Here is a 24,162-nt window from a genome sequence, read left to right on the forward strand (position 1 = left end):
ACCGGGGTGGGTGTCGGGGTGGGGGTCGGCGTGGGGGTCGGCGAAGGGGTCGGGCACGACGGAGGCGTCGGCCAGGTGAGGCTTCCGGCGACCGCCACCGCCTGGATGCCGTCCGGCCCGGTGGAGGCGGACGCGCAGGCGTCGGCCGCCGCCGTGTTCACCGGTACGCCGACGGCCAGCCATGTCAACGTCAAGAGCAACAACACCCGTATGGTCGGGGCGTATTGAGTCGATTCGGGTCGCTGCACGACGGAGATCATGAACCGAGAACGCGTCGGCGCGCTCCCGGGTACCGGTGGATTGACCCGAACGAGTGAGCGGCCCCTGTCACAGGGTCCAAAAAGAAAAATGTGCCTCTGCTGAACACAACAGCCACTTCCGTCCGTACTCATGGCCGTGCGGCGGCGCAAAAGGGCGCTGCAACACCCGTACGAATTTGGGGAGTTGACGATGAAGACCTCCTGGCGGAGTGCATCGCTCGTGGCGAGCGCTGCGGCGGTGCTGGCGCTGACGACGGCGTGCGGCCAGGAAGCAGCGCCGTCCGCGAGCAGCCAGAACGTCGGCGCGACGGCCGCGGCCGGTGGCTACGGCAGCGCGGGCACCGGCATCGGATCCGGCCTGGGCAACGGGGGCGCGAGCCCCTCCGCTTCCGCGGCGGCCCCGGCCGCTTCCGCGGGCAAGCTGGCCGTCGTCACCAACCCTGAGCTCGGCAAGGTGCTGACGGACAGTGGCGGGCTGACCCTCTACCGCTTCGACACGGACACCGCCGAACCGCCGAAGTCCAGCTGTGACGGCGACTGCGCGAAGACCTGGCCGCCCGTGCCCGCGGACGACGCCACGGCCGGCGACGGCATCGACAAGTCGCTGCTCGGCGAGGTCACCCGCTCCGACGGCAGCAAGCAGCTGACGGTCGGCGGCTGGCCGGCGTACCGCTATGTGAAGGACGTCAACGCCGGGGACGTCAACGGCCAGGGTGTGGGCGGCAAGTGGTACGCACTGGCCTCCGACGGCAAGAAGGCCGGTGGCGGAGGCGGGGGCGGCGCCGAGGCGGCCGACCTGCCCGGGCTGTCCACCCGTCAGGACCCGAACCTGGGCGAGATCGTCGTCGACAAGAACGGCATGACGGTCTACCGCTTCATCAAGGACGTGGCCTGGCCGGACCCGATCTCGAAGTGCGAAGGAGCCTGCCTCGAGAAGTGGCCGGCCGTCGCACCGGTGGAGGCCAACGACACCAAGGGCATCGAGAAGAAGGGCCTGATGAGCTTCACCCGGCCCGACGGGGTCAAGCAGCAGACCATCGACTGCTGGCCCATCTACACCTTCGCCCAGGACAAGGCGCCCGGGGACACCAACGGTCAGGGCGTCGGCGGCACGTGGTACGTCGTGGCGCCCGACGGCAAGCCGATCAAGAAGTAGGTCATCTCCCCGGGCCGAACCGCCCCACCCGTCAGAACCGAACCGCGGAAGGGAGGTCCGAGGCGACAGCGGAGTCCGGACAGCACGCACCGCGCGCGGTCCACCGGCCCGCCCCCTGCGCACCGCACGCAGGGGGCGGGCCGTTTTGCCATGTTTCAGCGGGACTTAGGCATGGTCAGCCAGGCACGTGCCGCAGGCAGTGACCGGGAACGGACGGTCAATTTCCGGTTCTGCTCGCTCCTTTGGCAGGCGATCAGTAGCCTCAGCTCGAACACCGGATCGCCTACGCCTTGGAGAGATAGATGGATCGTCCCGCCTGGGCCCCACGGAGCATCGACATCTCGGTGCCTAGCGTTTCGCGGATCTACGACTTCTACCTGGGCGGTTCGCACAACTTCGAGGTCGACCGCGAGGCGGCCCGCAACGCGATGGAGTTCATGCCGGGACTCCCCAAGATCATGCAGGCGAACCGTGCGTTCATGCGCCGCGCGGTGCGCTTCGCCGCGGACCAGGGCATCACCCAGTTCCTGGACATCGGTTCGGGCATCCCGACCTTCGGCAGCGTCCACGAAGTGGCCCAGTCCGCCAGCCCCGGCGCCCGGGTCGTCTACGTCGACCACGACCCGGTGGCGGTCGCCCACAGCGAGGCGGTCCTGAGCGACAACGCGGACACGGGCGTCGTCGCCGCGGACCTCCGCAAGCCCCAGGAGATCCTCGCGAGCGCCGAAGTACGGCAACTGATCGACCTGAACCGGCCGGTGGCCCTGCTTCTCGTTGCCATACTGCACTTCGTGGAAGACGAGGACGACCCGTACAGTGCGGTCGCCGAGCTGCGTGACGCGCTCGCGCCCGGCAGTCTGCTGGTGCTCACTCATGCCTCCTACGCGGGAATCCCGCTGCCGGCCGAGCGGGCCGCCGGCGCGGTCGACGTGTACAAGGACATCCGCAACCCGCTGATCATGCGCTCGCGCGACGACATCGCGCGGTTCTTCGAGGGGTACGACATGGTGGAACCGGGACTGGTGCCGATGCCGCACTGGCGGCCGGAGTCGGAGACCTGGGACCCCGACGACGAGGATCCCTGGGCCTTCTCCGGGTTCGCCGGCGTGGGGCGTACCGCGTGATCGCCGAGCCGGACGGGCCGGAGGGCAGACTGCGCCGGTTCGCGACGATCTGGAGCCGGGCCGTCTTCCCGGTGACCACGACGTCCTCGACCCGGCCCGAGTTCGAGGAACAACTCCTGCCGCTGGCCCGCCGGTTGAGCGAGGCGCTGCGGGCGAGGACCTTCGACGCGGACGAGGGCCGCGCGCTCGGTGCCGCCCTCGTCACGGTGCACTGCACCGACCCGGAGGCGCTGAGCCGGACCCTGGACTGCGTCGACGCCTACCTCGTGCTGTACTGCGGCGGCGGCGGCGACCAGGAGGACCTGCGGGTGCGCGCCTCGCGGCTGCAGCACGCCATGGCCGCCGGGTTCGCCTCGGCGCTGCGCGAGCGGACCCTGGCCGAGCAGGAGGCCATCTCGGCGGCCGCGTTGAAGGCGCAGGGCGTGGTGGCGCAGGCGCTGCACGCGAGCGAGGCCCGCTTCCGCGCGGTCTTCGAGGGCGCCGCCATAGGGATCGGCATGGCCGACCTGGAGGGCAACATCCTCCAGGTCAACGAGGCGCTGCTGCGCATGTTCGGCCTCAACGAGCAGATGATGCGCGGCCGCAACGTCATGGAGTGGACGCACCCCGAGGACGCGCCCCAGACGTGGACCCTCTACGACGAACTCGTCCGCGGCGAGCGTGAGCACTACCACCTGGAGAAGGCGTTCTCCCGCCCTGACGGAACGGTCCTGTGGACCAACCTGACCGTCTCCCTGCTCCGCGACGCCGACGGCAACCCGCAGTACCAGCTCGCGCTGATGGAGGACACCACCGAGCGCCGGCTGCTCAACCTCCGGCTGCGCTACGAGGCCACACACGACGCGCTCACGGGCCTGCCGAACCGCACGTTCTTCTTCGAACGGCTGGAGAAGGCGCTGGGAGCCGGCGCGGGCCAGCGCTTCGGCCTGTGCTACCTCGACCTGGACGGCTTCAAGACCATCAACGACAGCCTCGGCCACGCGGCCGGCGACCGGCTGCTCGTCGAGGTCGCCGACCGGCTGCAGTCCTGCGCGACCGCGCCCGGCGAGATGGTCGCCCGTCTGGGCGGTGACGAGTTCGTCGCGCTGACGACGGGGACCGACACCGAGCGCGAGGTCGACGAGCTCGCCTCGCGGATCATGCACGCGCTGCTCGCCCCGATCAGCGTCGACGGCCGTGAACTGACCGTGCGCGGCAGCATCGGCATCGTCGAGGGCCCGGCCGGGGAGCGCAGCGCGGCGGAGGTGCTGCGCAGCGCGGACATCACGATGTACCGGGCCAAGGCGTCGGGCGGCAACCGCTTCGAGCTCGCCGACGAGGAGGCGGACGCCCGCGCGATCACCCGCCACGGTCTGACCACCGCGCTGCCGACGGCCCTGGAGCGCGGCGAGTTCTTCATCGAGTACCAGCCGCTGGTGCACCTCGGTGACGGCAGAGTGCGCGGCGCGGAGGCGTTGGTGCGCTGGCTGCATCCGCAGCACGGCGTCCTGGGCCCGGACCGCTTCATCCCGCTCGCCGAACACACGGGCCTGATCGTCCCGTTGGGCCGCTGGGTCCTGGAGCAGTCGGTCCGCCAGGCCCGCGCATGGCGAGAGCGTCACGAGGAAGCCGGCCCGCTGCGCATCAACGTCAATCTCTCGCCGTGCCAGCTCACCCACCCCGGCCTGGTGCAGGACACGGTGGACATCCTGGAGCGCGCGGGTGTGGAGCCGGACGCGCTGTGCCTGGAGGTCACGGAGTCGGCGCTGATCGGCGCGGACGACGACCTGCTGAAGCCGCTGCGCCGGCTGGCCGAGATGGGCGTCGACATCGCCCTGGACGACTTCGGCACCGGCTACTCCAACCTCGCCAATCTGCGCCGCCTCCCGGTGAGCGTCCTCAAACTGGACCGCTCCTTCACCCAGAGCATGCAGCAGTTCCCGGCGGACCCCGTCGACCTCAGGATCGTTGAGGGGATCGTCTCCCTCGCCCACAGCCTCGACCTCACGGTCACGGTCGAGGGCGTGGAGACGGGCGCCCAGGCCGAACAGCTGCGGATACTGGGCTGCGACACGGCCCAGGGCTGGTACTACGCCCGCCCGGGACCGCCGGAGCGGCTGCACGAGCTGGCGCTGGTGGACGCGACGGGCTGAGGCGGTGACTCGGTTGCGGAGGTGACGGGAGCGTCGACCGACATGGGCGTGTGACCCATGCGTCAGACGAGGTGAACGCGGCGATCGCGGGGGAACCGAGCCTCTTGGACCCCGCGGTCGCGCTCACGACCCCTCCGGGAGCTCACCGCTCCAGCAACATTCGCTGCAACTCCCGGGCCGCCCGCGGCGGGGCCACGTCGCTGCGGTGGGCCAGGGCGATCGTGCGGTGCAGTCCCGGCCGGGCGAGCGGGGTGACCCGCAGGCCCCGTCCCGAGCGCGCGGCCACCATCCGCGGTACGACCGCCACGCCCAGCCCCGCCCGGACGAATCCCAGGACCGCGTCCATCTCGCCGCCCTCCACCGCGAAGTCGGGCTCGAAGCCCTCGGCGCGGCATGCGGCGACCGTCAGTTCGCGCAGGTCGTAGCCGTGCCGGAACATCACCAGACGCTCACCCTCCAGGTCGGCGATGCGTACGGTGCGCCGGCCGTCTCCCGGCTTGGGCGCCTCCGGGGACGACACCACCACCAGGTCCTCCCGCAGCAGCTCCACCGTCGTCAGGGCCGGTGAGGGCGTCGGCAGCGGGAGGACGACCAGCGCGAGGTCCAGGGCACCGCGGGCCAGTTCCCGTACGAGATCGTGCGAGCCGCCCTCCTCGATCATCAGACGGATGCCGGGATAGCGGTCATGGAAGGCGCGCAGCACGTCCGGCAGCAGACCCGTGCACAGACTCGGCGTCGCGCCGAGGCGCACCCGGCCGCTGCGCAGCTGCACCAGCTCCTGCACCTCGTGCCGGGCCGTGTCCGCGTCGGCGAGGATCCGCCGGGCCAGCGGCAGCAGCGCCTCGCCCGCGTCGGTGAGCGTGATGTTGCCCCGGGCCCGCAGGAACAGGTCCGCCCCGAGCTCCCGCTCCAGCGCCTTGATCTGCTGGGAAAGGGACGGCTGCGCGACATGGACGAGGTCGGCGGCCCGGGTGAAGTGCCGGGTCTCCGCGACGGCCACGAAGTACTGGAGCTGCTGGAACTGCATCCTCGTACGATAGCCGCTGGCTATCGAATCAAGCCGGACCATGTCTTGGACCGATCAGCCCCCTGGGCCCTAGCGTCTTGTGCCATGGCTCTGGCAACGCGGACGGACCGACGACCGTCCATGGCACGCACGGTGTGGGACAGCTCCGTCGGCAAGAAGACCGTCATGGCGGTCAGCGGGCTGATCATGCTCATGTACCTGGTCGTCCACATGATCGGCAACCTGAAGATCTTCTTCGGGCCGGGCGAGTTCAACCACTACGCGCACTGGCTGCGCACGCTCGGCGAGCCCTTCATGCACTACGAGTGGACGCTGTGGCTGATCCGGGTGGTGCTGGTGGTCGCCGTGATCGCCCACGCGACCTCGGCGTACCAGCTCAGCCGCCGCGACATCAAGGCGCGCCCCACCAAGTACGTGCACAAGAAGCCGCGGTCCAGCTATGCGACGCGGACCATGCGCTGGGGCGGGATCATCCTCGGCCTGTTCATCGTCTGGCACCTGCTGGACCTGACGACCGGCACCGTGCACTCGGGCGGTTTCCAGGAGGGCCGCCCGTATCAGAACGTCGTGGACACCTTCTCCACCTGGTACGGCAACGTCATTTACATCCTGGCGGTGCTGGCCCTGGGTCTGCACATCCGGCACGGCTTCTGGAGCGCCGCGCAGACCCTCGGCGCCGGCAACCGCACCCGTGACCGAGCCCTGAAGGCCACGGCCGACATCCTCGCGCTGCTGCTCACGGTCGGCTTCCTCGCCGTGCCCGTGGGCGTGATGACCGGAGTGGTGAGCTGAACATGACTTACACCGAGTACGTGAACGGCGAGCCCGTCGTCGACGACAAGGCTCCCTCCGGCCCCGTCAACGAGCGCTGGGACAAGCGCCGTTTCGAGGCCAGGCTGGTCAACCCCGCCAACCGGCGCAAGCACACCGTCATCGTCGTCGGCACCGGCCTCGCGGGTGGTTCCGCGGGTGCCACGCTCGCCGAACAGGGCTACCACGTCGTCCAGTTCTGCTACCAGGACTCGCCGCGCCGCGCCCACTCGATCGCCGCGCAGGGCGGTATCAACGCGGCGAAGAACTACCGCAACGACGGCGACTCCGTCCACCGGCTGTTCTACGACACCGTCAAGGGCGGGGACTTCCGGGCACGGGAGTCGAACGTGCACCGGCTGGCGCAGATCTCGGTCGAGATCATCGACCAGTGCGTCGCCCAGGGCGTGCCGTTCGCGCGGGAGTACGGCGGTCTGCTGGACACCCGCTCCTTCGGCGGCGTACAGGTGTCGCGGACGTTCTACGCCCGCGGCCAGACGGGTCAGCAGCTGCTGCTGGGCGCGTACCAGGCGCTCAGCAGGCAGATCGCCGCCGACAACATCGAGATGCATCCGCGCACCGAGATGCTCGACCTGATCGTCGTCGACGGGAAGGCGCGCGGGATCGTCGCACGGGACCTCGTCACGGGGAAGATCGACACGTACTTCGCGGATGCCGTCGTCCTTGCCAGTGGTGGTTACGGCAATGTCTTCTACCTGTCGACCAACGCCATGAACTCCAACGCCACCGCCGTCTGGCGGGCGCACCGGCGCGGCGCCTACTTCGCCAACCCGTGCTTCACCCAGATCCACCCGACGTGCATCCCGCGCACCGGCGACCACCAGTCGAAGCTGACGCTGATGAGCGAGTCGCTGCGTAATGACGGCCGGATCTGGGTGCCGAAGGCCAAGGGTGACGACCGTCCCGCGAACCAGATCCCGGAGGAGGAGCGCGACTACTACCTGGAGCGCATCTATCCGTCCTTCGGCAACCTCGTCCCGCGCGACATCGCCTCCCGCGCCGCCAAGAACGTCTGCGACGAGGGCAGGGGCGTGGGCCCCGGCGGCCAGGGCGTCTATCTGGACTTCGCGGACGCCATCGCGCGGATGGGACGCCAGGCCGTCGAGGCCAAGTACGGCAACCTCTTCGACATGTACCAGCGGATCACCGACGAGGATCCGTACCAGGTGCCCATGCGGATCTACCCGGCGGTGCATTACACGATGGGCGGGCTCTGGGTCGACTACGACCTCCAGACCACGATTCCCGGCCTGTTCGCGATCGGCGAGGCGAACTTCTCCGACCACGGAGCGAACCGGCTCGGCGCCTCCGCACTGATGCAGGGCCTGGCCGACGGCTACTTCGTCCTGCCGGCCACCATCAACGACTACCTGGCCCGCAACCCCCACCAGGACGCGGTGAACGATGAACACCCGGCCGTCCAAGAGGTGTTGGCCGAGACCGAGGACCGGCTCAACCTCCTCCTGTCCGTCGATGGCGACCGCACCCCCGACTCCTTCCACCGTGAAGTCGGAGAACTGATGTGGGAGTTCTGCGGCATGGCCCGCACCGACTCCGGACTGCGCAAGGCCCTGGAGCGCATCCCGCAGATCCGCGAGGAGTTCTGGCGCCGCATCAAGGTCCCCGGCACCGGCGAGGAGTTCAACCAGTCCCTGGAGAAGGCCAACCGGATCGTGGACTACCTCGAACTCGCCGAGCTGATGTGCCTGGACGCGCTGCACCGCGCCGAGTCCTGCGGCGGCCACTTCCGCGAGGAGTCCCAGACCCCGGACGGCGAAGCGGCCCGCCGGGACGAGGAGTTCGCCTACGCGGCCGCCTGGGAGTTCACCGCCACCGGTGCCGCCCCTGTTCTGCACAAGGAAGACCTGGTCTTCGAGTACGTCCACCCCACCCAGCGGAGCTACGCATGAAGCTCACCCTGCGCGTCTGGCGGCAGAAGAACGCCGACGCCGAAGGCGCCATGTCCACCTACGAGGTGGACGGCATCTCCTCGGACATGTCGTTCCTGGAGATGCTCGACACCCTCAACGAAGAACTCATCCTGCGCGGCGAGGACCCGGTCGCCTTCGACCACGACTGCCGCGAGGGCATCTGCGGCGCGTGCTCGCTGGTCATCAACGGCGACGCGCACGGCCCGGAGCGCACCACGACGTGTCAGCTGCACATGCGGTCCTTCCAGGACGGCGACACGATCGACATCGAGCCGTGGCGGGCCTCTGCATTCCCGGTGATCAAGGACCTGGTCGTCGACCGCACCGCGTTCGACCGGATCATCCAGGCCGGCGGCTACATCACCGCCCCCACCGGCGCCGCACCGGAGGCCCATGCCACGCCGGTGCCGAAGCCGGACGCGGACTTCGCGTTCGAGCACGCGGAGTGCATCGGCTGCGGAGCCTGCGTCGCCGCCTGCCCCAACGGGGCGGCGATGCTGTTCACTTCGGCCAAGGTCAACCATCTCAACGTGCTGCCGCAGGGCGCGCCGGAGCGGGAGACGCGGGTGCTGGACATGGTGGCGCAGATGGACGAGGAGGGCTTCGGGGGCTGCACGTTGACCGGCGAATGCGCGACCGCCTGCCCCAAGGGCATCCCGCTCGTCTCCATCACCGGCATGAACAAGGAATGGCTGCGGGCCACGCGCAAGGTGGCGAAGCGGTAGCGCCCCTCACCGACCGTTCGCCGTCCAGCGCGGACGGGCGGGACCGGGCGTGGTGCTCAACCCCGGTCCCGCCAAGTTCACAGGGCCAGCGCCTCGTCGATCAGCTCGCGGAACTCCTCGTCCTGGAGGATCGCGCGGTAGTCGCCGTACGCCGAGATGCGGCGGTCCTGGTCGCGCAGGGCCCGCAGGGCGTCCCGTACCGGCGGGCCGATCGCGCGGAAGCGGATCAGCGTCCGCAACGCGGTGCGGAACAGTCCGTAGAGCTCGTGGCCGCCCGAGGCGAACGTGAGAACCTGCTCCTCCAGGATCGACCGGGCGGGCTCGGATTCCCCCGTCACCGTCCACAGGGCTGTGGCCACCTCTACCCCGAAGACGTCCTCGGCGTACGGCGCGGCCCGGTGGCCGAAGTCGGCGAGCTGACCGAACGGGAAGTACGGCGGCTCGCCCGGCTTCGGCAGGGTCTCCCCGAGGGCCCGGAGCGAGTCGTCCGGGTCCGCGCCGCCGATGCGCCACAGGACCCAGTGCAACCACCGGTGGTTCTCCGGTGGTTCGAGCGCCATCCGCTCGCGTATCGCGGGCGCGGCGGAGACGGCCGCAGGGCCCATCGCCGCCAGTGCCTCGGCGGCGTCGTGCCGGCGGAAGTCGTTCGCCAGGTAGGCCGTGACCTCCGGCAGCGCGGGCAACGCTGCCGTTCCCCAGGCCTTGAGCGTCGCCAGGAGGTCGGCCGGCACCGAGCCGGGCAGGCCGGAGTCGGTCAGCTCCCGCCGCAACTCCTCCCGCACCGCCGGCAGGAGCGTGTCCGCGTGAGCCCGGAGCGGGCCCAGGACGTCCGCGAGGTCGGGGCTGCGCGGGTCGCTGATGACGTAGCCCCGGCCCTGGCGCCCGCGCCAGGTCGCGCACAGTCCCTCGACCAGTCCCGGCAGTGCCCTCGCGTCGTCCATCCGGGCCAGCCCCCAGCGGGCGTGCTCGCCGACGGTGCCCTCCAGGAACTCGTCCTCCCCGGGATCGTCGAGCAGCGCGGCGAGCCGGTCGGCGTGTGCGGCGGCCCCGGATCCGAGAGCGGCGAGGAGATGGGCGGCCCGATAGCGCACAGCGGGGTCGGGGTGGTCCAGGAAACCGTCGGCGAGCGGGACCAGCGCGGGTGCGACGGACCGCCGACGGGTCAGCAGCCGCCAGGAGTGATCCAGCACGGTCCGCAGCAGGTCGGTGTCCTCGGCCGGGTCCGCCGTCGCGGCCAGCCGGGCCAGGAACTCGGTCGCCTCGGCGGGCGTGTCCTCGAACAGGACGGCTGTCCAGAAGGCGACAGCCTCGCGGGTGTACGGGGACTCCACGTCCGGCCTGTACCAGAGGGCCTCCCGGCGTGACCGTACGGCGGGGTCGACGAGGTCCGCCAGCAGCTGCTCCCGTTCCCGCAGCGCGACCCCGGGGTCCGCCTCCGAGGCGGCGTGCACGGCCGCGAGCCGTACGACGGGGTCGTCGTCACGGAGTGCCTCGGCCAGGACCGCGCGGATCCCGGTGTCCTGGGGGAGCCCGCCCAGCGCGAACAGCACGGGCAGACGCACCGACAGATCCTGTTCCGTCCGCCACCGCTCCAGCAGCCGGGCGGAACCCTCCGCGAGGGGCACGGCCTGCCGTCGTACCACCGGATCCGGGTCGGTGAGCAGGGCCTGGATCGTCGCGCGCTCCCTGTCCCAGGCCCTCGGCCAGCCCGGGTCCAGCAGGTGCGGCGCGCACTGCTCCGCACACCAGGCCAGGCAGCCCAGCAGTTCCACGAGCGTCGCCCGTGCGCCCGTGCGGGGGTCGGCGGCGAGCGCGACGACGAACGGCAGCGCGGCCGTGGCCGCCGAGCCGACACCACGCTCCTTCATCGCGAGGGCGGAGAACAACGGCGAGCAGTCGTCCTCGGTCGAGGCCGGACCGCTGCGGAGGAGATGGCGCAGTACCCGGTGCACCTCCTTGGCCGACGCGGTCGGGTACACCGCCACCAGCCTTTCCCACGGCAGTGCGTCCAGCGCCTGCACCGACACGTCCGCCACGCGTGCGCCTCCGTCCCTCGTGATCGGTTCCGGAAGGGAGACGGTCCTGAGGTGCCGGGGGTTGTCTTCCTTCGGCCATCTGTCCGACACCGGCCCGTCGACGGAGTCCGACACCCCCGACATCCGGCCCGAGCCGTTCAACCTCCCCACATCAGCGCTCCCGGAACCGGTCACGTACACGCCAATCGGCGTAGGAAGAACAGAGGGTGCGGGCCGGATCCACCGGCCCACCGGGTGCCGTCCCCGAACCGGCCCGTGACCTGGAGTGAGCCATGACCGCCGTATCCGCTCTCGACTCCCCGCCCCTGTCCGCCGCTCCCACCCGCTACACCGTCACCCTCGCCCGCGACGAGTCCGACGTACGCGCCGCCCAGCGGCTGCGGCACGACGTGTTCGCCGGCGAGATGGGCGCCCTGCTGTCCTCCCCGCAGCCGGGCCACGACATCGACCCCTTCGACGCCTACTGCGACCACCTGCTCGTCACCGACACCTTCAGCGGCCAGGTCGTCGGCACCTATCGACTGCTGCCGCCGGAGCGGGCCGCGGTGGCCGGACGGCTGTACTCGGAGAGCGAGTTCGACCTGTCCCGCATCGACGCCCTCCGTCCCGGCCTCGTCGAGGTCGGCCGCTCCTGCGTGCACCCCGACCACCGGGACGGCGCCGTCATCGGGCTCATCTGGGCCGGCATCGCCCGCTACATGCTCGACCGCGGTCACGAGTGGCTGGCCGGCTGCTGCTCGATACCGCTCGCGGACGGCGGCGCGCTGGCGTCGGCGACCTGGGAGCGGGTGCGGGACAAGCACCTGGCTCCGGAGGAGTACCGGGTACGCCCGCTGCTGCCCTGGGCCCCGGGACAGCCCGCCGCCGGCCGCGGTGAGCTGCCCGCCCTGCTGCGCGGCTACCTCCGCCTCGGCGCCTGGGTCTGCGGGGAGCCCGCCCACGACCCGGACTTCGGGGTCGCCGACCTGTACGTGCTGCTGTCGATGCGCCGGGTCAATCCGCGCTATCTGCGGCACTTCCTCTCCCTCGTTCCGGCCTGATGAGCGTCTGGCTGCCCAGCGCGCCCTGCACCCCCGGGGCGTGCGTGGAGCCGACGGGGTCCGGCACGGCGCTACCGCGCGCCGTGCTGCGGCTGGCGGCGGTCATGGTCCTGGTGCTCGCCGGGGCCGTGCTGTCGCCGCTCGGCGGGCTGATCCCCGCCGAGTCGGTGAGGCGGTGGTGCCGGTGGATCGTACGGGCCGCGGGGGTCCGGATCCGTGTCACCGGCGCCGCCGCGCCCACCGGCGGACTGCTCCTGGTCGCCAACCACATCTCCTGGCTGGACATCCCGCTGCTCGCCGCCGTGCGCCCGGCCCGGATGGTCGCCAAGACCGAGATCCGGCAGTGGCCGGTGGCGGGCGCGGTGGTGGCCCGGGCCGCGCTGTTCATCGAGCGGGACCGGCTGCGCGCCCTCCCGGACACGGTCGCCCGGATCGCGCAAGGGCTCCGCGGCGGGCAGGCGGTCGCGGTGTTCCCCGAGGGCAGCACCTGGTGCGGCCGCGCCCAGGGCCCCTTCCGCAGGGCCGTCTTCCAGGCCGCCCTGGACGCCGGGGTCCCCGTCCAGCCGGTGCGCCTGCGCTACCGGCTCGACGGCGGCACGGCCAGCACCGCGCCCGCCTTCGTCGGCGAGGACACCCTGCTCGCCTCGGTGTGGCGGGTGGTGTCGGCGCGGGGGCTGGTGGCCGAGGTGGAGGTGCGGGACGTCATCCCGCCCGGCAGCCACGCCGACCGCCGCTCGCTCGCGCTGGCCGCCCAGCCCGCGACCTCGCCCGAACCCGGCTGGATCCACTCGGCGCTGGTCGCCCAGGTGATGTGATGGCGGTGTGAGCCGCGCCGCCGAAGAGAGCAACCGCCGCATGCTGCGGGCCCGGGACGCCATGGACCGCGCCTACGCGCAGCCGCTGGACGTCCCGGCCCTGGCCCGGATCGCCCATGTGTCCCCGGCGCACTTCGCCCGCACCTTCCGCGCCACGTTCGGTGAGACACCGCACCGCTATCTCCAGCGGCGCCGTGTCGAGCGGGCGATGTTCCTGCTGCGGGAGACCGACCGCAGCGTGACCGACATCTGCTTCGCGGTAGGCTTCGGCAGCCCGGGGACCTTCAGCCGCACCTTCCGCGACATCGTCGGCCGGCCACCGAGGACGTACCGCAAGCAGGCCTCGGCGATCGCCGTACCGACGTGCTTCACGAAGGCGTGGACCCGGCCGAGGGACCCGTCCGACTGAGCAGTTCTGGATAAGTTTTCGTCCGGCCCGCTCGGTAGCGTGAGGCGCATGTTCACCGCCATCACACACTCACAGATCTACGTCCTCGACCAGGACGAGGCCCTCGACTTCTACGTCGGCAAGCTCGGCCTGGAGGTCCACACCGACGCCGACCTCGGCTTCATGCGCTGGCTCACCGTCAACGTCCCCGGCCACCCGGACCGGCAGCTCCTGCTGGAGCGCCCGGGGCAGCCGGCGCTGTCCGAGGAGACGGCGGCCCAGGTCCGCGACCTTCTCACCAAGGGCGCCATGGGCGGCCACCTCATCTTCAGCACCGACGACTGCCGCAAGACGTGCGAGACCCTGCGCGGCCGCGGCGTCGAGATCACCGACGAACCCACCGAGCGCCCGTACGGCATCGACTGCGGCGTACGCGACCCCTTCGGCAACAGCATCCGCTTCACCCAGCCGAACGCCTAGGGTCCCTCTGACGGATCAGCGTGGGCCGAGGAGCGGCGTCCGGTGCGTGCGTGCCGGGCGTCGCTACGCCGCGAAGAGCCGTCAGAAGGGCCCTAGCCGCGCCGGCCGTCGGCCGCGGCGCCCGGTGACGCGAGCGCCGCGGCCAGATACGCCGCCGTGGCGCTGCCCTTCACCCGGGCCACCTCCGTGGGCGGTCCCGTCGCCACGATGCGGCCGCCCGCGTCCCCGCCGCCCGGTCCCAGGTCGATCACCCAGTCCGCGTCCGCGACGACGGACATGTCGTGCTCGACGACGATGACGGTGTGCCCGGCGTCGACGAGTCCGTGGAGCTGGCGCATCAGCACCTCGACATCGGCCGGGTGGAGGCCGGTGGTCGGTTCGTCCAGGAGGTAGAGGGTGTGGCCGCGGCGCCCGCGCTGCAACTCACTGGCCAGCTTGATGCGTTGGGCCTCGCCACCGGAGAGTTCGGTGGCGGGCTGGCCCAGGCGCAGATAGCCGAGGCCCACGTCCAGGAGCGCGCCGAAACTGCGGGCGACGGCGGGGGTGTCGGCGAAGAACTCCGCCGCGGACTCCACCGTCAGGTCCAGCACCTGCGCGATGTTGCGCCCCCGGTACGTCACTTCGAGCGTCTCGGCGTTGTAGCGGGCCCCGCCGCAGTCCGGGCACGGCGCGTACGTGCTCGGCAGGAACAGCAGCTCGACGCTGACGAAGCCCTCGCCCTGACAGGTCTCGCAGCGTCCCCCGGCCACGTTGAAGGAGAACCTGCTGACACCGAAGCCGCGTGTCCGTGCCTGGTCCGTGGCCGCGAACTCCTTGCGTACGACGTCGAAGAGGCCGGTGTAGGTGGCCAGGTTGGAGCGCGGGGTGCGGCCGATCGGACGCTGGTCGACCGAGACGAGCCGTCCCACGCCCGCCGACTCCTCGGTGATCTCCCCGATGAGCGTGGACTTCCCGGACCCGGAGACGCCCGTCACCGCCGTGAAGACACCCAGCGGGAACTCCGCCGTCACCCCGCGCAGGTTGTGCCGGGTGACCGGACCGACCTTCAACTGCCCGCTCGCGGTGCGCACTTGACGCACGGACGCGGGGGAGCGGCCGAAGAGGAACCGCGCCGTCTGTGACCCCTCGACCGCGGCCAGGTCCGCCACGGGCCCGCTGTGCAGCACCTCGCCGCCGTGCTCACCGGCCCGCGGACCCACGTCCACCAGCCAGTCCGCGCCGCGCACCACGTCGAGGTGGTGCTCCACCACGAACACCGAGTTGCCGGCCGCCTTCAGCCGCTCCAGCACCGTCAGCAGCGCCTCGGTGTCCGCCGGGTGCAGTCCGGCGGAGGGCTCGTCGAGGACGTACACCACTGCGAACAGCCCGGAGCGCAGCTGGGTCGCCAGCCGTAGTCGTTGCAGCTCACCGGCGGAGAGGGTGGGGGCGGAGCGGTCGAGGCTCAGGTAGCCGAGACCGAGTTCGAGGACGGGTGCGATACGCGAGGCGAGGTCGTCGGTCAGGACGCGAGTGGTCTCGTCGACGGCGAGCAGGTGGCCCATGAGCTCCGTCAGCGGCAGCGCCGCGAGCTCGGCGATCGTCCGCCCCGCGAAGGACACCGCGAGCGCCTCCGGCCGGAGCCGGCTGCCGCCGCACGCGGGGCAGGGCGCGCTGCTGAGGAACCGCTCCGCCTTCGTCCGCAGCGTCGGGCTCCTGGAGTCCGAGAAGGTCTTCATCACATAGCGCCGGGCGCTCATGTACGTACCCTGGTACGGCCGTTGGATGCGGTCCGCGTCCCGCACCGGATGCACCGTGACGACCGGCTGCTCGTCGGTGAACAGGATCCACTCCCGTGCCTCGGCGGGCAGCTCGCGCCAGGCCCGGTCCACGTCGTACCCGAGCGCGTCCAGGATGTCCCGCAGGTTCTTCCCCTGCCAGGCACCCGGCCACGCCGCGATCGCACCCTCCCGGATCGACAGCGACGGATCGGGAACCAGCAACTCCTCGGTCGTACCGTGCACTTGACCCAGCCCATGGCACTGGGGGCACGCCCCCGCCGCCGTATTGGGCGAGAAGGCGTCCGAATCGAGCCGCTCGGCCCCCGGCGGGTAATCACCGGCCCGGGAGAACAGCATCCGCAGCGAGTTCGAGAGGTTGGTGACCGTCCCGACGGACGACCGGGACGTCGGCGCCGAACGACGCTGCTGCAGCGACACCGCGGGCGGCAGCCCGGTGATCTCCCCGACCTTCGGCGCCCCCACCTGATGGATCAGCCTGCGCGCGTACGGCGCGACGGACTCGAAGTACCGCCGCTGCGCCTCGGCGTAGATCGTCCCGAACGCCAGCGACGACTTCCCGGACCCGGAGACCCCGGTGAACACGGCCAGCACGTCCCGCGGGATGTCGACGTCCACACCCTTGAGGTTGTGCTCTCGGGCGCCGCGGACTCGGACATACGGGTCATGTGGGTGGTGCATGAGGGGGAACTCTAGTCGCAGACGATCGAGGCGAGCCGTCGGTAGGAGTCCAGCAGCGCGTCACGGTCGTGGCTGCTGGTGGTGACGAGCACCTCCTGCGCACCCGTCTCCTTCAGCACCGTCTCCAGCTCGTGCGCCACCTGGTCCTCGGTGCCGGCGATGTGGCCGGTGAGGCCGGACTCGTAGAAGTCGCGTTCCTTGGCGGTCATGGTGAGTGCCTCGACGCGCTCGGCGGCCGGCAGGGGCGGGAAGGTGCCGTGGGTGCGGGAGTGGGCCATGGACCAGGCCTCCGGGATCAGGAGGCGGCGGGCGTCCTCGGGGGTGGCGGCGACCGCGATCGTGCCGGAGATCACGACGTAGGGTTCCGGTGCCCAGGGGGAGGGGCGGAAGCGGGTGCGGTAGTGGTCGATGCCGCGCTGCACCCTGTCGCGGCTGCGCAGGTCGCCGATGACCATGGGCAGGCCGGCGCGGGCCGCGATCGTGGCGCCCTCGCCCATCGCGAGGACGAACGGCGGCACCGTGAGGCCCTCCGCGGGGCGCGCGTGCACACCGGTCGGGGAGGTGCCACGGAACCAGCCCAGCAGTTCGTCGAGCTGGCCGGCGAAGTCGTCGGCGTCGTCCTTGCCGCGGCCCAGCGCCTTGCGTACGCCGTCGGTGAAGCCGACCGAGCGGCCCAGCCCCATGTCGATACGGCCGGGGAAGAGGGACTCCAGGACGCCGAACTGTTCGGCCACGACCAGCGGCCGGTGGTTGGGCAGCATCACGCCGCCCGTCCCGACCCGGATCGTCCGCGTCGCTGCGGCCACGGCGGCGGCCAGCACGGTCGGGGCGGAACCGGCGACGCCGGGTACCCCGTGGTGCTCCGAGACCCAGAACCGGTGATATCCGAGCGCCTCCAGCTCCTGCGCGAACCGCACGGTGTCGCGCAGCGCCTCGGCGTTCGAGTGGCCCTCGCGGGTGCGCGAACGGTCGAGGACGGAGAAGCGGGTGGTGGCGATCAGGGAGGTCACAGGGTGTTCAACGCCGGGGACGCCGTGACATTCCCGGCGTCGCCCGGTGTCAGGAGGCGGACACGGCGTGTTCCTGGGCGGATACGGCGTGCTCGTGCTCGCAGGTGTCGTCGATGCCGTACGTGCCCCAGGCCGGGAAGGGGTCGGCGTCGGGGACGCTTTCTCCCGGGGTCATGAGGCAGGCCGCGAGGGCGCTGTGGAGCTGCGTGGCCTCCAACTGCGTGCCGATGAAGACCAGCTCCTGTGCGTACGGCGCCTCGCCGTCGCGCGCCGCCGACGGCTCGAAGCGGGCCACCGAGCCGGCTTGCGACCACAGGCCCGTGACGTGAGGGCGCGTGGACAGGGAGAAGAAGCCCTTCGAGCGGAGGACGCGGCCGTGTCTCCCGCTGTCCATGTCCTGGGTCACGAACGACCACAACCGGGCGGGGTGGAAGGGGAGTTCGGAGCGGAAGACCGTGGAGGAGACTCCGTACTCCTCGGTCTCGGGGACGTGCTCACCGTTGAGTTCCCGGACCCAGCCCGGCGCCTGCTGCGCGCGCTCCAGGTCGAACAGGCCGGTGCCCAGGACCTGTTGGAGGTCCACGCGGGCGTGGCGTGCGTCGACCACCTGGGCGACGGGGTTGAGGCGGCGCAGTGCCGCCCGCAGCCGGGCCGCGGCGTCCGGGTCCACCAGGTCGAGCTTGTTGAGGACGATGACGTCCGCGAACTCGATCTGGTCGACCAGCAGATCGCTGACGGTGCGCTCGTCGTCCTCGAACGGGGCCAGCCCGCGCTCGGCCAGTTCGTCGCCGCTGTCCAGCTCGGGCAGGAAGTTGGCCGCGTCCACGACCGTGACCATGGTGTCCAGCCGGGCGACGTCCCCGAGCGTGGCCCCGTCGTCGCGGGCGAACGCGAAGGTGGCCGCGACGGGCATCGGTTCCGAGATGCCCGAGGACTCGATGAGCAGGTGGTCGAAGCGGCCCTCCCGGGCCAGCCGGTCCACCTCCTCCAGCAGGTCGTCGCGCAGGGTGCAGCAGATACAGCCGTTGGTCATCTCGACCAGGCGTTCCTCGGTCCGCGACAGCGCGGCCTCGCCGCCCCGCACCAGGGCGGCGTCGATGTTGACCTCGCTCATGTCATTGACGATCACGGCGACGCGCAGGCCCTCGCGGTTGGCCAGCACATGGTTGAGCAGCGTGGTCTTGCCCGCCCCGAGGAACCCGGACAGGACGGTGACCGGCAGACGGTCGTAAGGCATGGGGCTCAGACCTCGGGACGCAGCAGGCCGCGCTCGTAGGCCTTCACGAGGTTCTGCGGTACGAGGTGGCGCACTCCGTCGATCGTGACGGGCACCAGCGACCCAGTGACCGCCTTCCACTGCGCGCGGCGGTGGCGGGTGTTGCTGCGGGACATCTTCCGCTTGGGGACAGCCATGACAGGGACCTCCTCGGTGGGACAGCGAGCACCGAGGACGCTACATGAAAATGGATCCCATTAATAATTAAGTCCGCTCCTTCAGAACCACTGCCGACCAGATCGCCGTGTTCCGCATGGGGCCTCCCGCCTCCGCCTGCGTGCCATGTCGCAGAGGAGTCGCTGCACGGCGCGAGAAGGTTGCCGGGTTCTAGGGTGGAGCGCGTGACCGACAGCAGCAGACCGCCCCTCGCCGTGTTCGACCTGGACAACACCCTCGCGGACACGGCCCACCGGCAGCGCTTCCTGGAGCGCAAGCCTCGCGACTGGGACGGCTTCTTCGCCGCCGCACCCCAGGACCCACCCCTCGCGCAGGGCATCGCCCTGGTCCTGGAGAGCGCCGAGGAGTGCGAGGTCGTCTATCTCACCGGCCGGCCCGAGCGCTGCCGACAGGACACGCTCGCCTGGCTCGCCGCGCAGGGACTGCCCGAGGGGCGTGTCCACATGCGGCGCGACAACGACCGCAGGCCCGCCCGGCGCACCAAGCTGGAGACCCTGCGCCGACTCGCCCGCACCCGTGAGATCCGGGTGCTGGTGGACGACGACGAACTGGTCTGCGAGGACGCCGAACGGGCCGGATTCACCGTCGTACGGGCGCGCTGGACCGCCCCCTCCGCTGCGCTGAAGACCGCGCAGGAGCGGGAGGGGCGGACCTGAGCCGGTGCAGCTAGTCCGACTCGTCCAGGCGGAAGCCCACCTTCAGGCCCACCTGCCAGTGCGCGACCTGTCCGTCCTCGATCTGGCCCCGCACCTGGGTCACCTCGAACCAGTCGAGGTTCCGCAGGGTCTGTGAGGCACGGCCGATACCGTTGCGGATGGCCTGGTCGACGCCGTCGGGCGAGGTGCCGACGATCTCGGTCACCCGATAGGTGTGATTCGTCATGGCTCCACCGTGCCCCACGTGGCGGCGGAGCGCGAGCCGTCCGTCACCGCACCGTGCTCAGCGACAGCGCGAACCGGCCTTGTTCGTCCGTCCACCAGTGGGCCAATTCCAGGCCCGCGGCGGACAGTTCGGCGCGCACGCCCTCCTTCCGGAACTTCGCCGACACCTCGGTGTGCAACTCCTCGCCCGCCGCGAAGTCGATGGCGAGATCCAGCGCGGGGATCTTCACGGTCTGTGCGGTACGGGAGCGCAGCCGCATCTCGATCCACTCGTTCTCCGCGTCCCAGAGCGCCACATGGTCGAAGGCGCCGGGATCGAAGTCGGCCCCCAGTTCGCGGTCGACGACGGTCAGGACGTTCTTGTTGAACTCCGCCGTCACCCCGGCCGCGTCGTCGTACGCCCTGACCAGCACGTTCTCGTCCTTGACGAGGTCCGTGCCGAGCAGCAGGGCGTCGCCGGGGGAGAGCAGGGCGCGGACCGAGGTGAAGAACTCCGCCCGCTCGGCCGGCAGCAGATTGCCGATCGTGCCGCCGAGGAACGCCACCAGCCGGGGACCCGGTGTCCCGGGCAGGGTGAGCTCGGCCGTGAAGTCGGCGATCAGGGCGTGCACGTTCAGCCCCGGCCGCTCCGCGATCAGCGCGTGCCCGGCCCGCGTGAGGGCGCTCTCGCTGACATCGACGGGCACGTACGTGTGCAGGTCGCTCAGCGCGTCGATGACGTACCGCGTCTTCTCCGAGGAACCGGAGCCCAGCTCGACGAGGGTGCGGGCACCGGAGGCCGCCGCGATCTCGGTGGCCCGGGCGACGAGGATCTCCCGCTCGGCACGGGTCGGGTAGTACTCCGGCAACTCGGTGATCTGATCGAAGAGTTCGCTGCCGTGGGCGTCGTAGAACCACTTCGGCGGCAGGGTCTTCGGTGTGCGGGTCAGACCGCGCAGGACGTCGGCGCGCAGGGCGGCCTCGGTGGCGTCCTCGGGCAGGGTGCGGGTGAGAAGGAACGGGCTCACGTACGGGGCTCCTTCGACGGTGCGATGGCCGAGGCGGCGTCACTCGGCTCCTTCAGTGGGGTGAGCAGCACGTCCGTGCGGCTCGCCGCGAGCAGGGTGCGGTCGGGGACCTCCCGCCAGTGCGGATCGTCGTCGTAGGGCTCGGAAGCGACGACCGTGCCGCGGGAGCACGTCAGATACCAGAGGGTGTCGCCCCAGGTGGTCGCGGCGATGGTCTCGCCGTTGGTGAGGAGGAGGTTGAGGCGCGAGCCGGGGGCCGCCTCGGCGACCTCCAGGACCGTGTCGGCCAGTGCCTGGCTCTCGTCGTCGCCGGCGCGGAGGCGGGCCAGGACCAGGGCCCAGACGAACGCCGAGTCGTTGCGGGCCTCCATCGACAGCAGGTCGGCGGCGGGCAGGGTCTGGGTCAGCGGTGCCAGGGAGCGCGGCCAGCCCTTGACCGCGCCGTTGTGGCTGAACAGCCACGGCCCGCTCGCGTACGGTGCCGCCGCGGCCTCGGCGTCGGCGCCCGCCAGCGTGGCGTCACGGACCGCGGCGAGCAGCGCCGAGGTCCGTACGACCCGGGCCAGGTCCGCGAAGGACTGGTCCGCCCAGATGGGCCCGGCCCGGCGGTAGCGGGCCGGCGCCGGGTCGCCCTCGGCGTACCAACCGACCCCGAAACCATCGGCGTTGACGGTGCCGTAGCGCTGGTGCCGGGGTGCCCAGGACTGGCGGTACAGGCTGTGCGCCGGCTCCGTGAGGAGTCGGCCGAGCGGCTCCGCCCCGCCCAGATACGCCAGGTGACGGCACATCAGACGCCCTCCGCGGAACGGGCGGTGCGGAAGCCGGAGAAGATCTGCCGCCGGATCGGGTAGTCCCAGTTGCGGAACGTGCCCCGGCAGGCAACCGCGTCGACGGCGAACGAACCGCCGCGCAGCACCTTGTGCTCGGGGCCGAAGAACACTTCCGAGTACTCCTTGTACGGGAATGCCTCGAAGCCCGGGTACGGCTGGAAGTCGCTCGCCGTCCACTCCCACACGTCGCCGATCAACTGCCGTACACCGAGCGGGGATTCGCCCTCGGGATAGCTGCCCGCCGGGGCCGGGCGCAGATGCCGCTGGCCGAGGTTGGCGTGCTCGGGCGCCGGGTCGGCGTCACCCCACGGGTAGCGCATCGAGCGGTCCGTGGTGGGGTCGTGGCGGGCGGCCTTCTCCCACTCGGCCTCGGTGGGCAGCCGCCGCCTGGCCCAGCGGGCGTACGCGTCGGCCTCGTACCAGCTCACGTGCACCACGGGCTCGTCGGGCGGCACGGTCTCGGTGACACCGAAGCGGCGGCGCAGCCACTGGTTGCCGTCGCGGCGCCAGAACAGCGGGGCGTCGATGTTGTGCTGCCGGATGTAGTCCCAGCCGGCCGGGGCCCACCACTGGTCGAGCCAGTAGCCGCCGTCCTCGATGAACTCCTGGTACGCCTCGTTGGTGACCGGAGCCGTGTCGATGTAGAACGGCGCCACCTCCCGCCGGTGCGCCGGGCGTTCGTTGTCCAGCGCCCACGGCTCGTCGGAGGTGCCCATCATGAACGGGCCGCCGGGCACCAGGACTTCGGCCGGGCCGGTGTACAGGGGTGCGGGGGCCGGGTCGGGGGCGGTCAGGGCCTGGGGGCCGGTGCGGAGCTGATGGGTGATCAGCATCGTCTCGTCGTGCTGCTGTTCGTGCTGCGCGATCATCCCGAAGGCGAACCCCGCCTCGGTGAGCCGCGTGCCGTGGAACGCGGTGCCCTCCAGCAGGTCCAGGACCCGGCCGCGCACCTCCGCCGCATACCGCCGGGCCTCGTCGGGCGGGAGCAGCGGCAGCTTGGGCCGTTCCGCGCGCGGGTGCTCGAAGGCGTCGTAGAGGCCGTCGATCTCGGGCCGCATCGCCTCCCGCCCCGCGACACCCCGCAGCAGCCAGAGCTCCTCCTGGTTGCCGATGTGCGCGAGGTCCCACACCAGCGGGGACATCAGCGGCGAGTGCTGGGCGGTGAGGTCGGGGTCCTCGACACAGCTGGTCAGCAGCGTCGTGCGGTCGCGCGCCGTGGTGAGGGTGAGCAGCGCCCGGACGCGGAGCGTCTCGGCGTCGTCGGTCATGAGCGGAGGTCCTTCCCGTGCAACCGGTCCAGCAGATCGTCGGCGGGGCAGCGGCCCTTCAGGACGTATCGCTCCAGGTACGCCGCGACGGCACCCGTGACCTCGGCGGTCGCGCCGAGCCGGGGCAGGGCGTCGAGGGCGGCCGTGAAGCACTGGACGGCCACGTCGTGCAGTTCCGGGTCGGCGAGGCCGGTGCGGGCCGCGTCGAGCCACAGCGGGTTGTGCGGGGCGGGCAGCCCCAGGGCCCGCTCGGCCAGCGGCTTCACCGCGCGGTAGGCGGTCTCGGCGGCCTCGGGGTCGTCGAAGAGCGCCGTCGTCACGGCGAGCGGCACGATCCAGCCGTCGTCGCCGGGCTGGGCGTCGATCATGCGCAGCTCGAGGTGGCCGCGCGGTCTGATCGGCGGGAACAGCGTGGTGAGGTGGTAGTCGAGGTCCTCGCGGGTCGGCGGCCTCGGTGTCGCGGAGCGGGTCCAGTCGCGGAAGGTCATGGCGTCCGGGACGTCCCAGGCGCGGCCCTCCTGGCGGATGCACATCACCGGGGCGTCGAGCACGTGCCGCGCCCACCCCTCGCGCGGGTCCCCGTCCAGCGGGGGAGCGCCCGCCCGGCCCGCGCCGATCTCCATCCACAGCAGCTGCCGGGTGGAGACCCAGCCGGTGGGTTCACGGCCGACCAGCGGGGAGTTGGCGAACGCGGCGACCAGGACCGGGCCCAGCTGGTGTGCCAGCCACCAGCGCCGCCCGTGCCCGAGCGGGCCCGGCTCCTCGTAGCCGGCGTCCAGGCACACCTGCACGGAGGCGGAGGTGCACATCATGGCGCGGCCGGCGGGGCCCGTGCGGTCGAGACAGGCCTCCATCGCGTCGTAACGGGGCTCGTGCAGATAGCGGCGGGGCGAATGCCAGGGATCGTTGCCGACGCCCACGAGGCCGAGATCGCGCTCGGCGAGCGTGGCGCGGACGGCGTCCAGATCGGCGGAGACGGTGCCGATGCACTCCATCAGGGAGGCGGCGGGCGGCGAGCTCAGCTCCAGCTGGCCGCCGGGCTCGACGGTGAGCGCCGAGCTGAGGGGCACGGTCCGCAGTGCGGCGTAGGCCGCTTCGAGTCGTTCGGGTGTGACGGGGAGCTGCGGCAGGCGCAGCTCGTGGACGAGCCATTCCACCTCGACCCCGACGGTGCGGGGCGGTCCGGTCTTGAAGCAGATACCCCTGACCAGGGCCTCCACCTCGGCGGCGGACAGAGCGGTGCGGGGCTCCGTACAGTCGCTACAGTCGGTTATTGAATCGGACATGTCGGGATCCTCCTGAGATTCCACCA

Annotated in this window: 23 protein-coding genes; 12 read left to right on the forward strand and 11 right to left on the reverse strand. The window is 71.4% G+C overall.

Features of this window, described 5'->3' with window-relative positions; genetic code table 11:
• The 4 genes from TN53_RS11155 to TN53_RS11170 all read left to right on the forward strand — a co-directional run.
• Window positions 1-228, forward strand: a 228-nt coding sequence (locus tag TN53_RS11155; protein WP_046258334.1) for a hypothetical protein, incomplete at its 5' end; no start/stop codon positions are given.
• Between the two features lie 222 nt (window positions 229-450).
• Complete coding sequence (locus tag TN53_RS11160; RefSeq protein ID WP_046258335.1) at window positions 451-1,416, forward strand: SCO0930 family lipoprotein; 966 nt, start codon at window positions 451-453, stop codon at window positions 1,414-1,416.
• Between the two features lie 302 nt (window positions 1,417-1,718).
• Window positions 1,719-2,540: an SAM-dependent methyltransferase gene (locus TN53_RS11165; protein WP_046258336.1), complete on the forward strand. Its 822-nt coding sequence runs from the start codon at window positions 1,719-1,721 to the stop codon at window positions 2,538-2,540.
• Window positions 2,537-4,672, forward strand: coding sequence for a putative bifunctional diguanylate cyclase/phosphodiesterase (locus TN53_RS11170; protein WP_046258337.1), 2,136 nt, complete (start codon window positions 2,537-2,539; stop codon window positions 4,670-4,672). Before TN53_RS11165 ends, TN53_RS11170 begins: the two co-directional genes overlap by 4 nt.
• 142 nt (window positions 4,673-4,814) lie before the next feature.
• Here TN53_RS11170 and TN53_RS11175 read toward each other — a convergent pair whose 3' ends face one another.
• A complete protein-coding gene (locus TN53_RS11175) occupies window positions 4,815-5,699 on the reverse strand; it encodes a LysR family transcriptional regulator (RefSeq protein WP_046258338.1) in 885 nt (294 codons plus the stop codon).
• Window positions 5,700-5,819: 120 nt separating this feature from the next.
• Here TN53_RS11175 and TN53_RS11180 point away from each other — a divergent pair, with 120 nt between their 5' ends.
• The 3 genes from TN53_RS11180 to TN53_RS11190 are packed head-to-tail and all read left to right on the forward strand — an operon-like array spanning window position 5,820 to window position 9,186.
• Window positions 5,820-6,491 (forward strand): succinate dehydrogenase, encoded by a 672-nt coding sequence (locus TN53_RS11180; RefSeq protein WP_046258339.1) that lies wholly within the window; start codon window positions 5,820-5,822, stop codon window positions 6,489-6,491.
• A 2-nt stretch (window positions 6,492-6,493) separates the two neighbouring features.
• Entirely contained in the window at window positions 6,494-8,440 is a 1,947-nt protein-coding gene (locus TN53_RS11185; protein ID WP_046258340.1) for a fumarate reductase/succinate dehydrogenase flavoprotein subunit, read from the forward strand.
• Window positions 8,437-9,186, forward strand: coding sequence for a succinate dehydrogenase/fumarate reductase iron-sulfur subunit (locus TN53_RS11190; RefSeq protein WP_046258341.1), 750 nt, complete (start codon window positions 8,437-8,439; stop codon window positions 9,184-9,186). Before TN53_RS11185 ends, TN53_RS11190 begins: the two co-directional genes overlap by 4 nt.
• A 77-nt stretch (window positions 9,187-9,263) precedes the next feature.
• On the opposite strand, the gene TN53_RS11195 is transcribed toward TN53_RS11190, so the two are convergent.
• Window positions 9,264-11,222 (reverse strand): HEAT repeat domain-containing protein, encoded by a 1,959-nt coding sequence (locus TN53_RS11195; RefSeq protein WP_159038113.1) that lies wholly within the window; start codon window positions 11,220-11,222, stop codon window positions 9,264-9,266.
• Between the two features lie 272 nt (window positions 11,223-11,494).
• On the opposite strand from TN53_RS11195, the gene TN53_RS11200 reads away from it, so the two are divergent.
• From TN53_RS11200 to TN53_RS11215, 4 genes are read left to right on the forward strand one after another with little or no spacing between them, the layout of a single operon-like run.
• Entirely contained in the window at window positions 11,495-12,262 is a 768-nt protein-coding gene (locus tag TN53_RS11200; RefSeq protein ID WP_046258343.1) for a GNAT family N-acetyltransferase, read from the forward strand.
• Window positions 12,262-13,077: a lysophospholipid acyltransferase family protein gene (locus TN53_RS11205; RefSeq protein ID WP_046258344.1), complete on the forward strand. Its 816-nt coding sequence runs from the start codon at window positions 12,262-12,264 to the stop codon at window positions 13,075-13,077. The genes TN53_RS11200 and TN53_RS11205 overlap by 1 nt, the downstream gene beginning before the upstream one ends.
• 7 nt (window positions 13,078-13,084) lie before the next feature.
• The gene (locus tag TN53_RS11210; protein ID WP_199924551.1) at window positions 13,085-13,486 is read left to right on the forward strand and encodes a helix-turn-helix domain-containing protein; all 402 of its coding nucleotides are present in this window, start codon (window positions 13,085-13,087) and stop codon (window positions 13,484-13,486) included.
• A gap of 48 nt (window positions 13,487-13,534) precedes the next feature.
• Window positions 13,535-13,945: a VOC family protein gene (locus TN53_RS11215; RefSeq protein WP_046258345.1), complete on the forward strand. Its 411-nt coding sequence runs from the start codon at window positions 13,535-13,537 to the stop codon at window positions 13,943-13,945.
• A gap of 92 nt (window positions 13,946-14,037) precedes the next feature.
• Here TN53_RS11215 and TN53_RS11220 read toward each other — a convergent pair whose 3' ends face one another.
• From TN53_RS11220 to rpmF, 4 genes are read right to left on the reverse strand one after another with little or no spacing between them, the layout of a single operon-like run.
• Window positions 14,038-16,401: an ATP-binding cassette domain-containing protein gene (locus tag TN53_RS11220; protein WP_046258346.1), complete on the reverse strand. Its 2,364-nt coding sequence runs from the start codon at window positions 16,399-16,401 to the stop codon at window positions 14,038-14,040.
• 11 nt (window positions 16,402-16,412) lie between these two features.
• A complete protein-coding gene (locus TN53_RS11225) occupies window positions 16,413-17,411 on the reverse strand; it encodes an LLM class flavin-dependent oxidoreductase (protein WP_046258347.1) in 999 nt (332 codons plus the stop codon).
• A gap of 49 nt (window positions 17,412-17,460) precedes the next feature.
• Entirely contained in the window at window positions 17,461-18,648 is a 1,188-nt protein-coding gene (locus TN53_RS11230; RefSeq protein WP_046258348.1) for a GTP-binding protein, read from the reverse strand.
• Between the two features lie 5 nt (window positions 18,649-18,653).
• Window positions 18,654-18,824: a 50S ribosomal protein L32 gene (rpmF, locus tag TN53_RS11235; RefSeq protein ID WP_046258349.1), complete on the reverse strand. Its 171-nt coding sequence runs from the start codon at window positions 18,822-18,824 to the stop codon at window positions 18,654-18,656.
• A 204-nt stretch (window positions 18,825-19,028) separates the two neighbouring features.
• On the opposite strand from rpmF, the gene TN53_RS11240 reads away from it, so the two are divergent.
• Window positions 19,029-19,520 (forward strand): nucleotidase, encoded by a 492-nt coding sequence (locus tag TN53_RS11240; protein ID WP_046258350.1) that lies wholly within the window; start codon window positions 19,029-19,031, stop codon window positions 19,518-19,520.
• A 10-nt stretch (window positions 19,521-19,530) separates the two neighbouring features.
• Here TN53_RS11240 and TN53_RS11245 read toward each other — a convergent pair whose 3' ends face one another.
• The 5 genes from TN53_RS11245 to egtA are packed head-to-tail and all read right to left on the reverse strand — an operon-like array spanning window position 19,531 to window position 24,136.
• Window positions 19,531-19,746: a dodecin gene (locus TN53_RS11245; protein WP_046258351.1), complete on the reverse strand. Its 216-nt coding sequence runs from the start codon at window positions 19,744-19,746 to the stop codon at window positions 19,531-19,533.
• Between the two features lie 43 nt (window positions 19,747-19,789).
• Window positions 19,790-20,752, reverse strand: a complete 963-nt coding sequence (gene egtD, locus TN53_RS11250) for an L-histidine N(alpha)-methyltransferase (protein WP_046258352.1) — start codon at window positions 20,750-20,752, stop codon at window positions 19,790-19,792.
• Entirely contained in the window at window positions 20,749-21,540 is a 792-nt protein-coding gene (gene egtC / locus TN53_RS11255) for an ergothioneine biosynthesis protein EgtC (protein WP_046258353.1), read from the reverse strand. Before egtC ends, egtD begins: the two co-directional genes overlap by 4 nt.
• Window positions 21,540-22,850, reverse strand: coding sequence for an ergothioneine biosynthesis protein EgtB (egtB, locus tag TN53_RS11260; protein WP_046258354.1), 1,311 nt, complete (start codon window positions 22,848-22,850; stop codon window positions 21,540-21,542). Before egtB ends, egtC begins: the two co-directional genes overlap by 1 nt.
• Window positions 22,847-24,136, reverse strand: coding sequence for an ergothioneine biosynthesis glutamate--cysteine ligase EgtA (gene egtA / locus TN53_RS11265; protein WP_046258355.1), 1,290 nt, complete (start codon window positions 24,134-24,136; stop codon window positions 22,847-22,849). Before egtA ends, egtB begins: the two co-directional genes overlap by 4 nt.
• Window positions 24,137-24,162: the final 26 nt, after the last annotated feature.

The sequence above is a fragment of the Streptomyces sp. WM6386 genome (assembly GCF_000972385.1).
Taxonomy (GTDB): domain Bacteria; phylum Actinomycetota; class Actinomycetes; order Streptomycetales; family Streptomycetaceae; genus Streptomyces.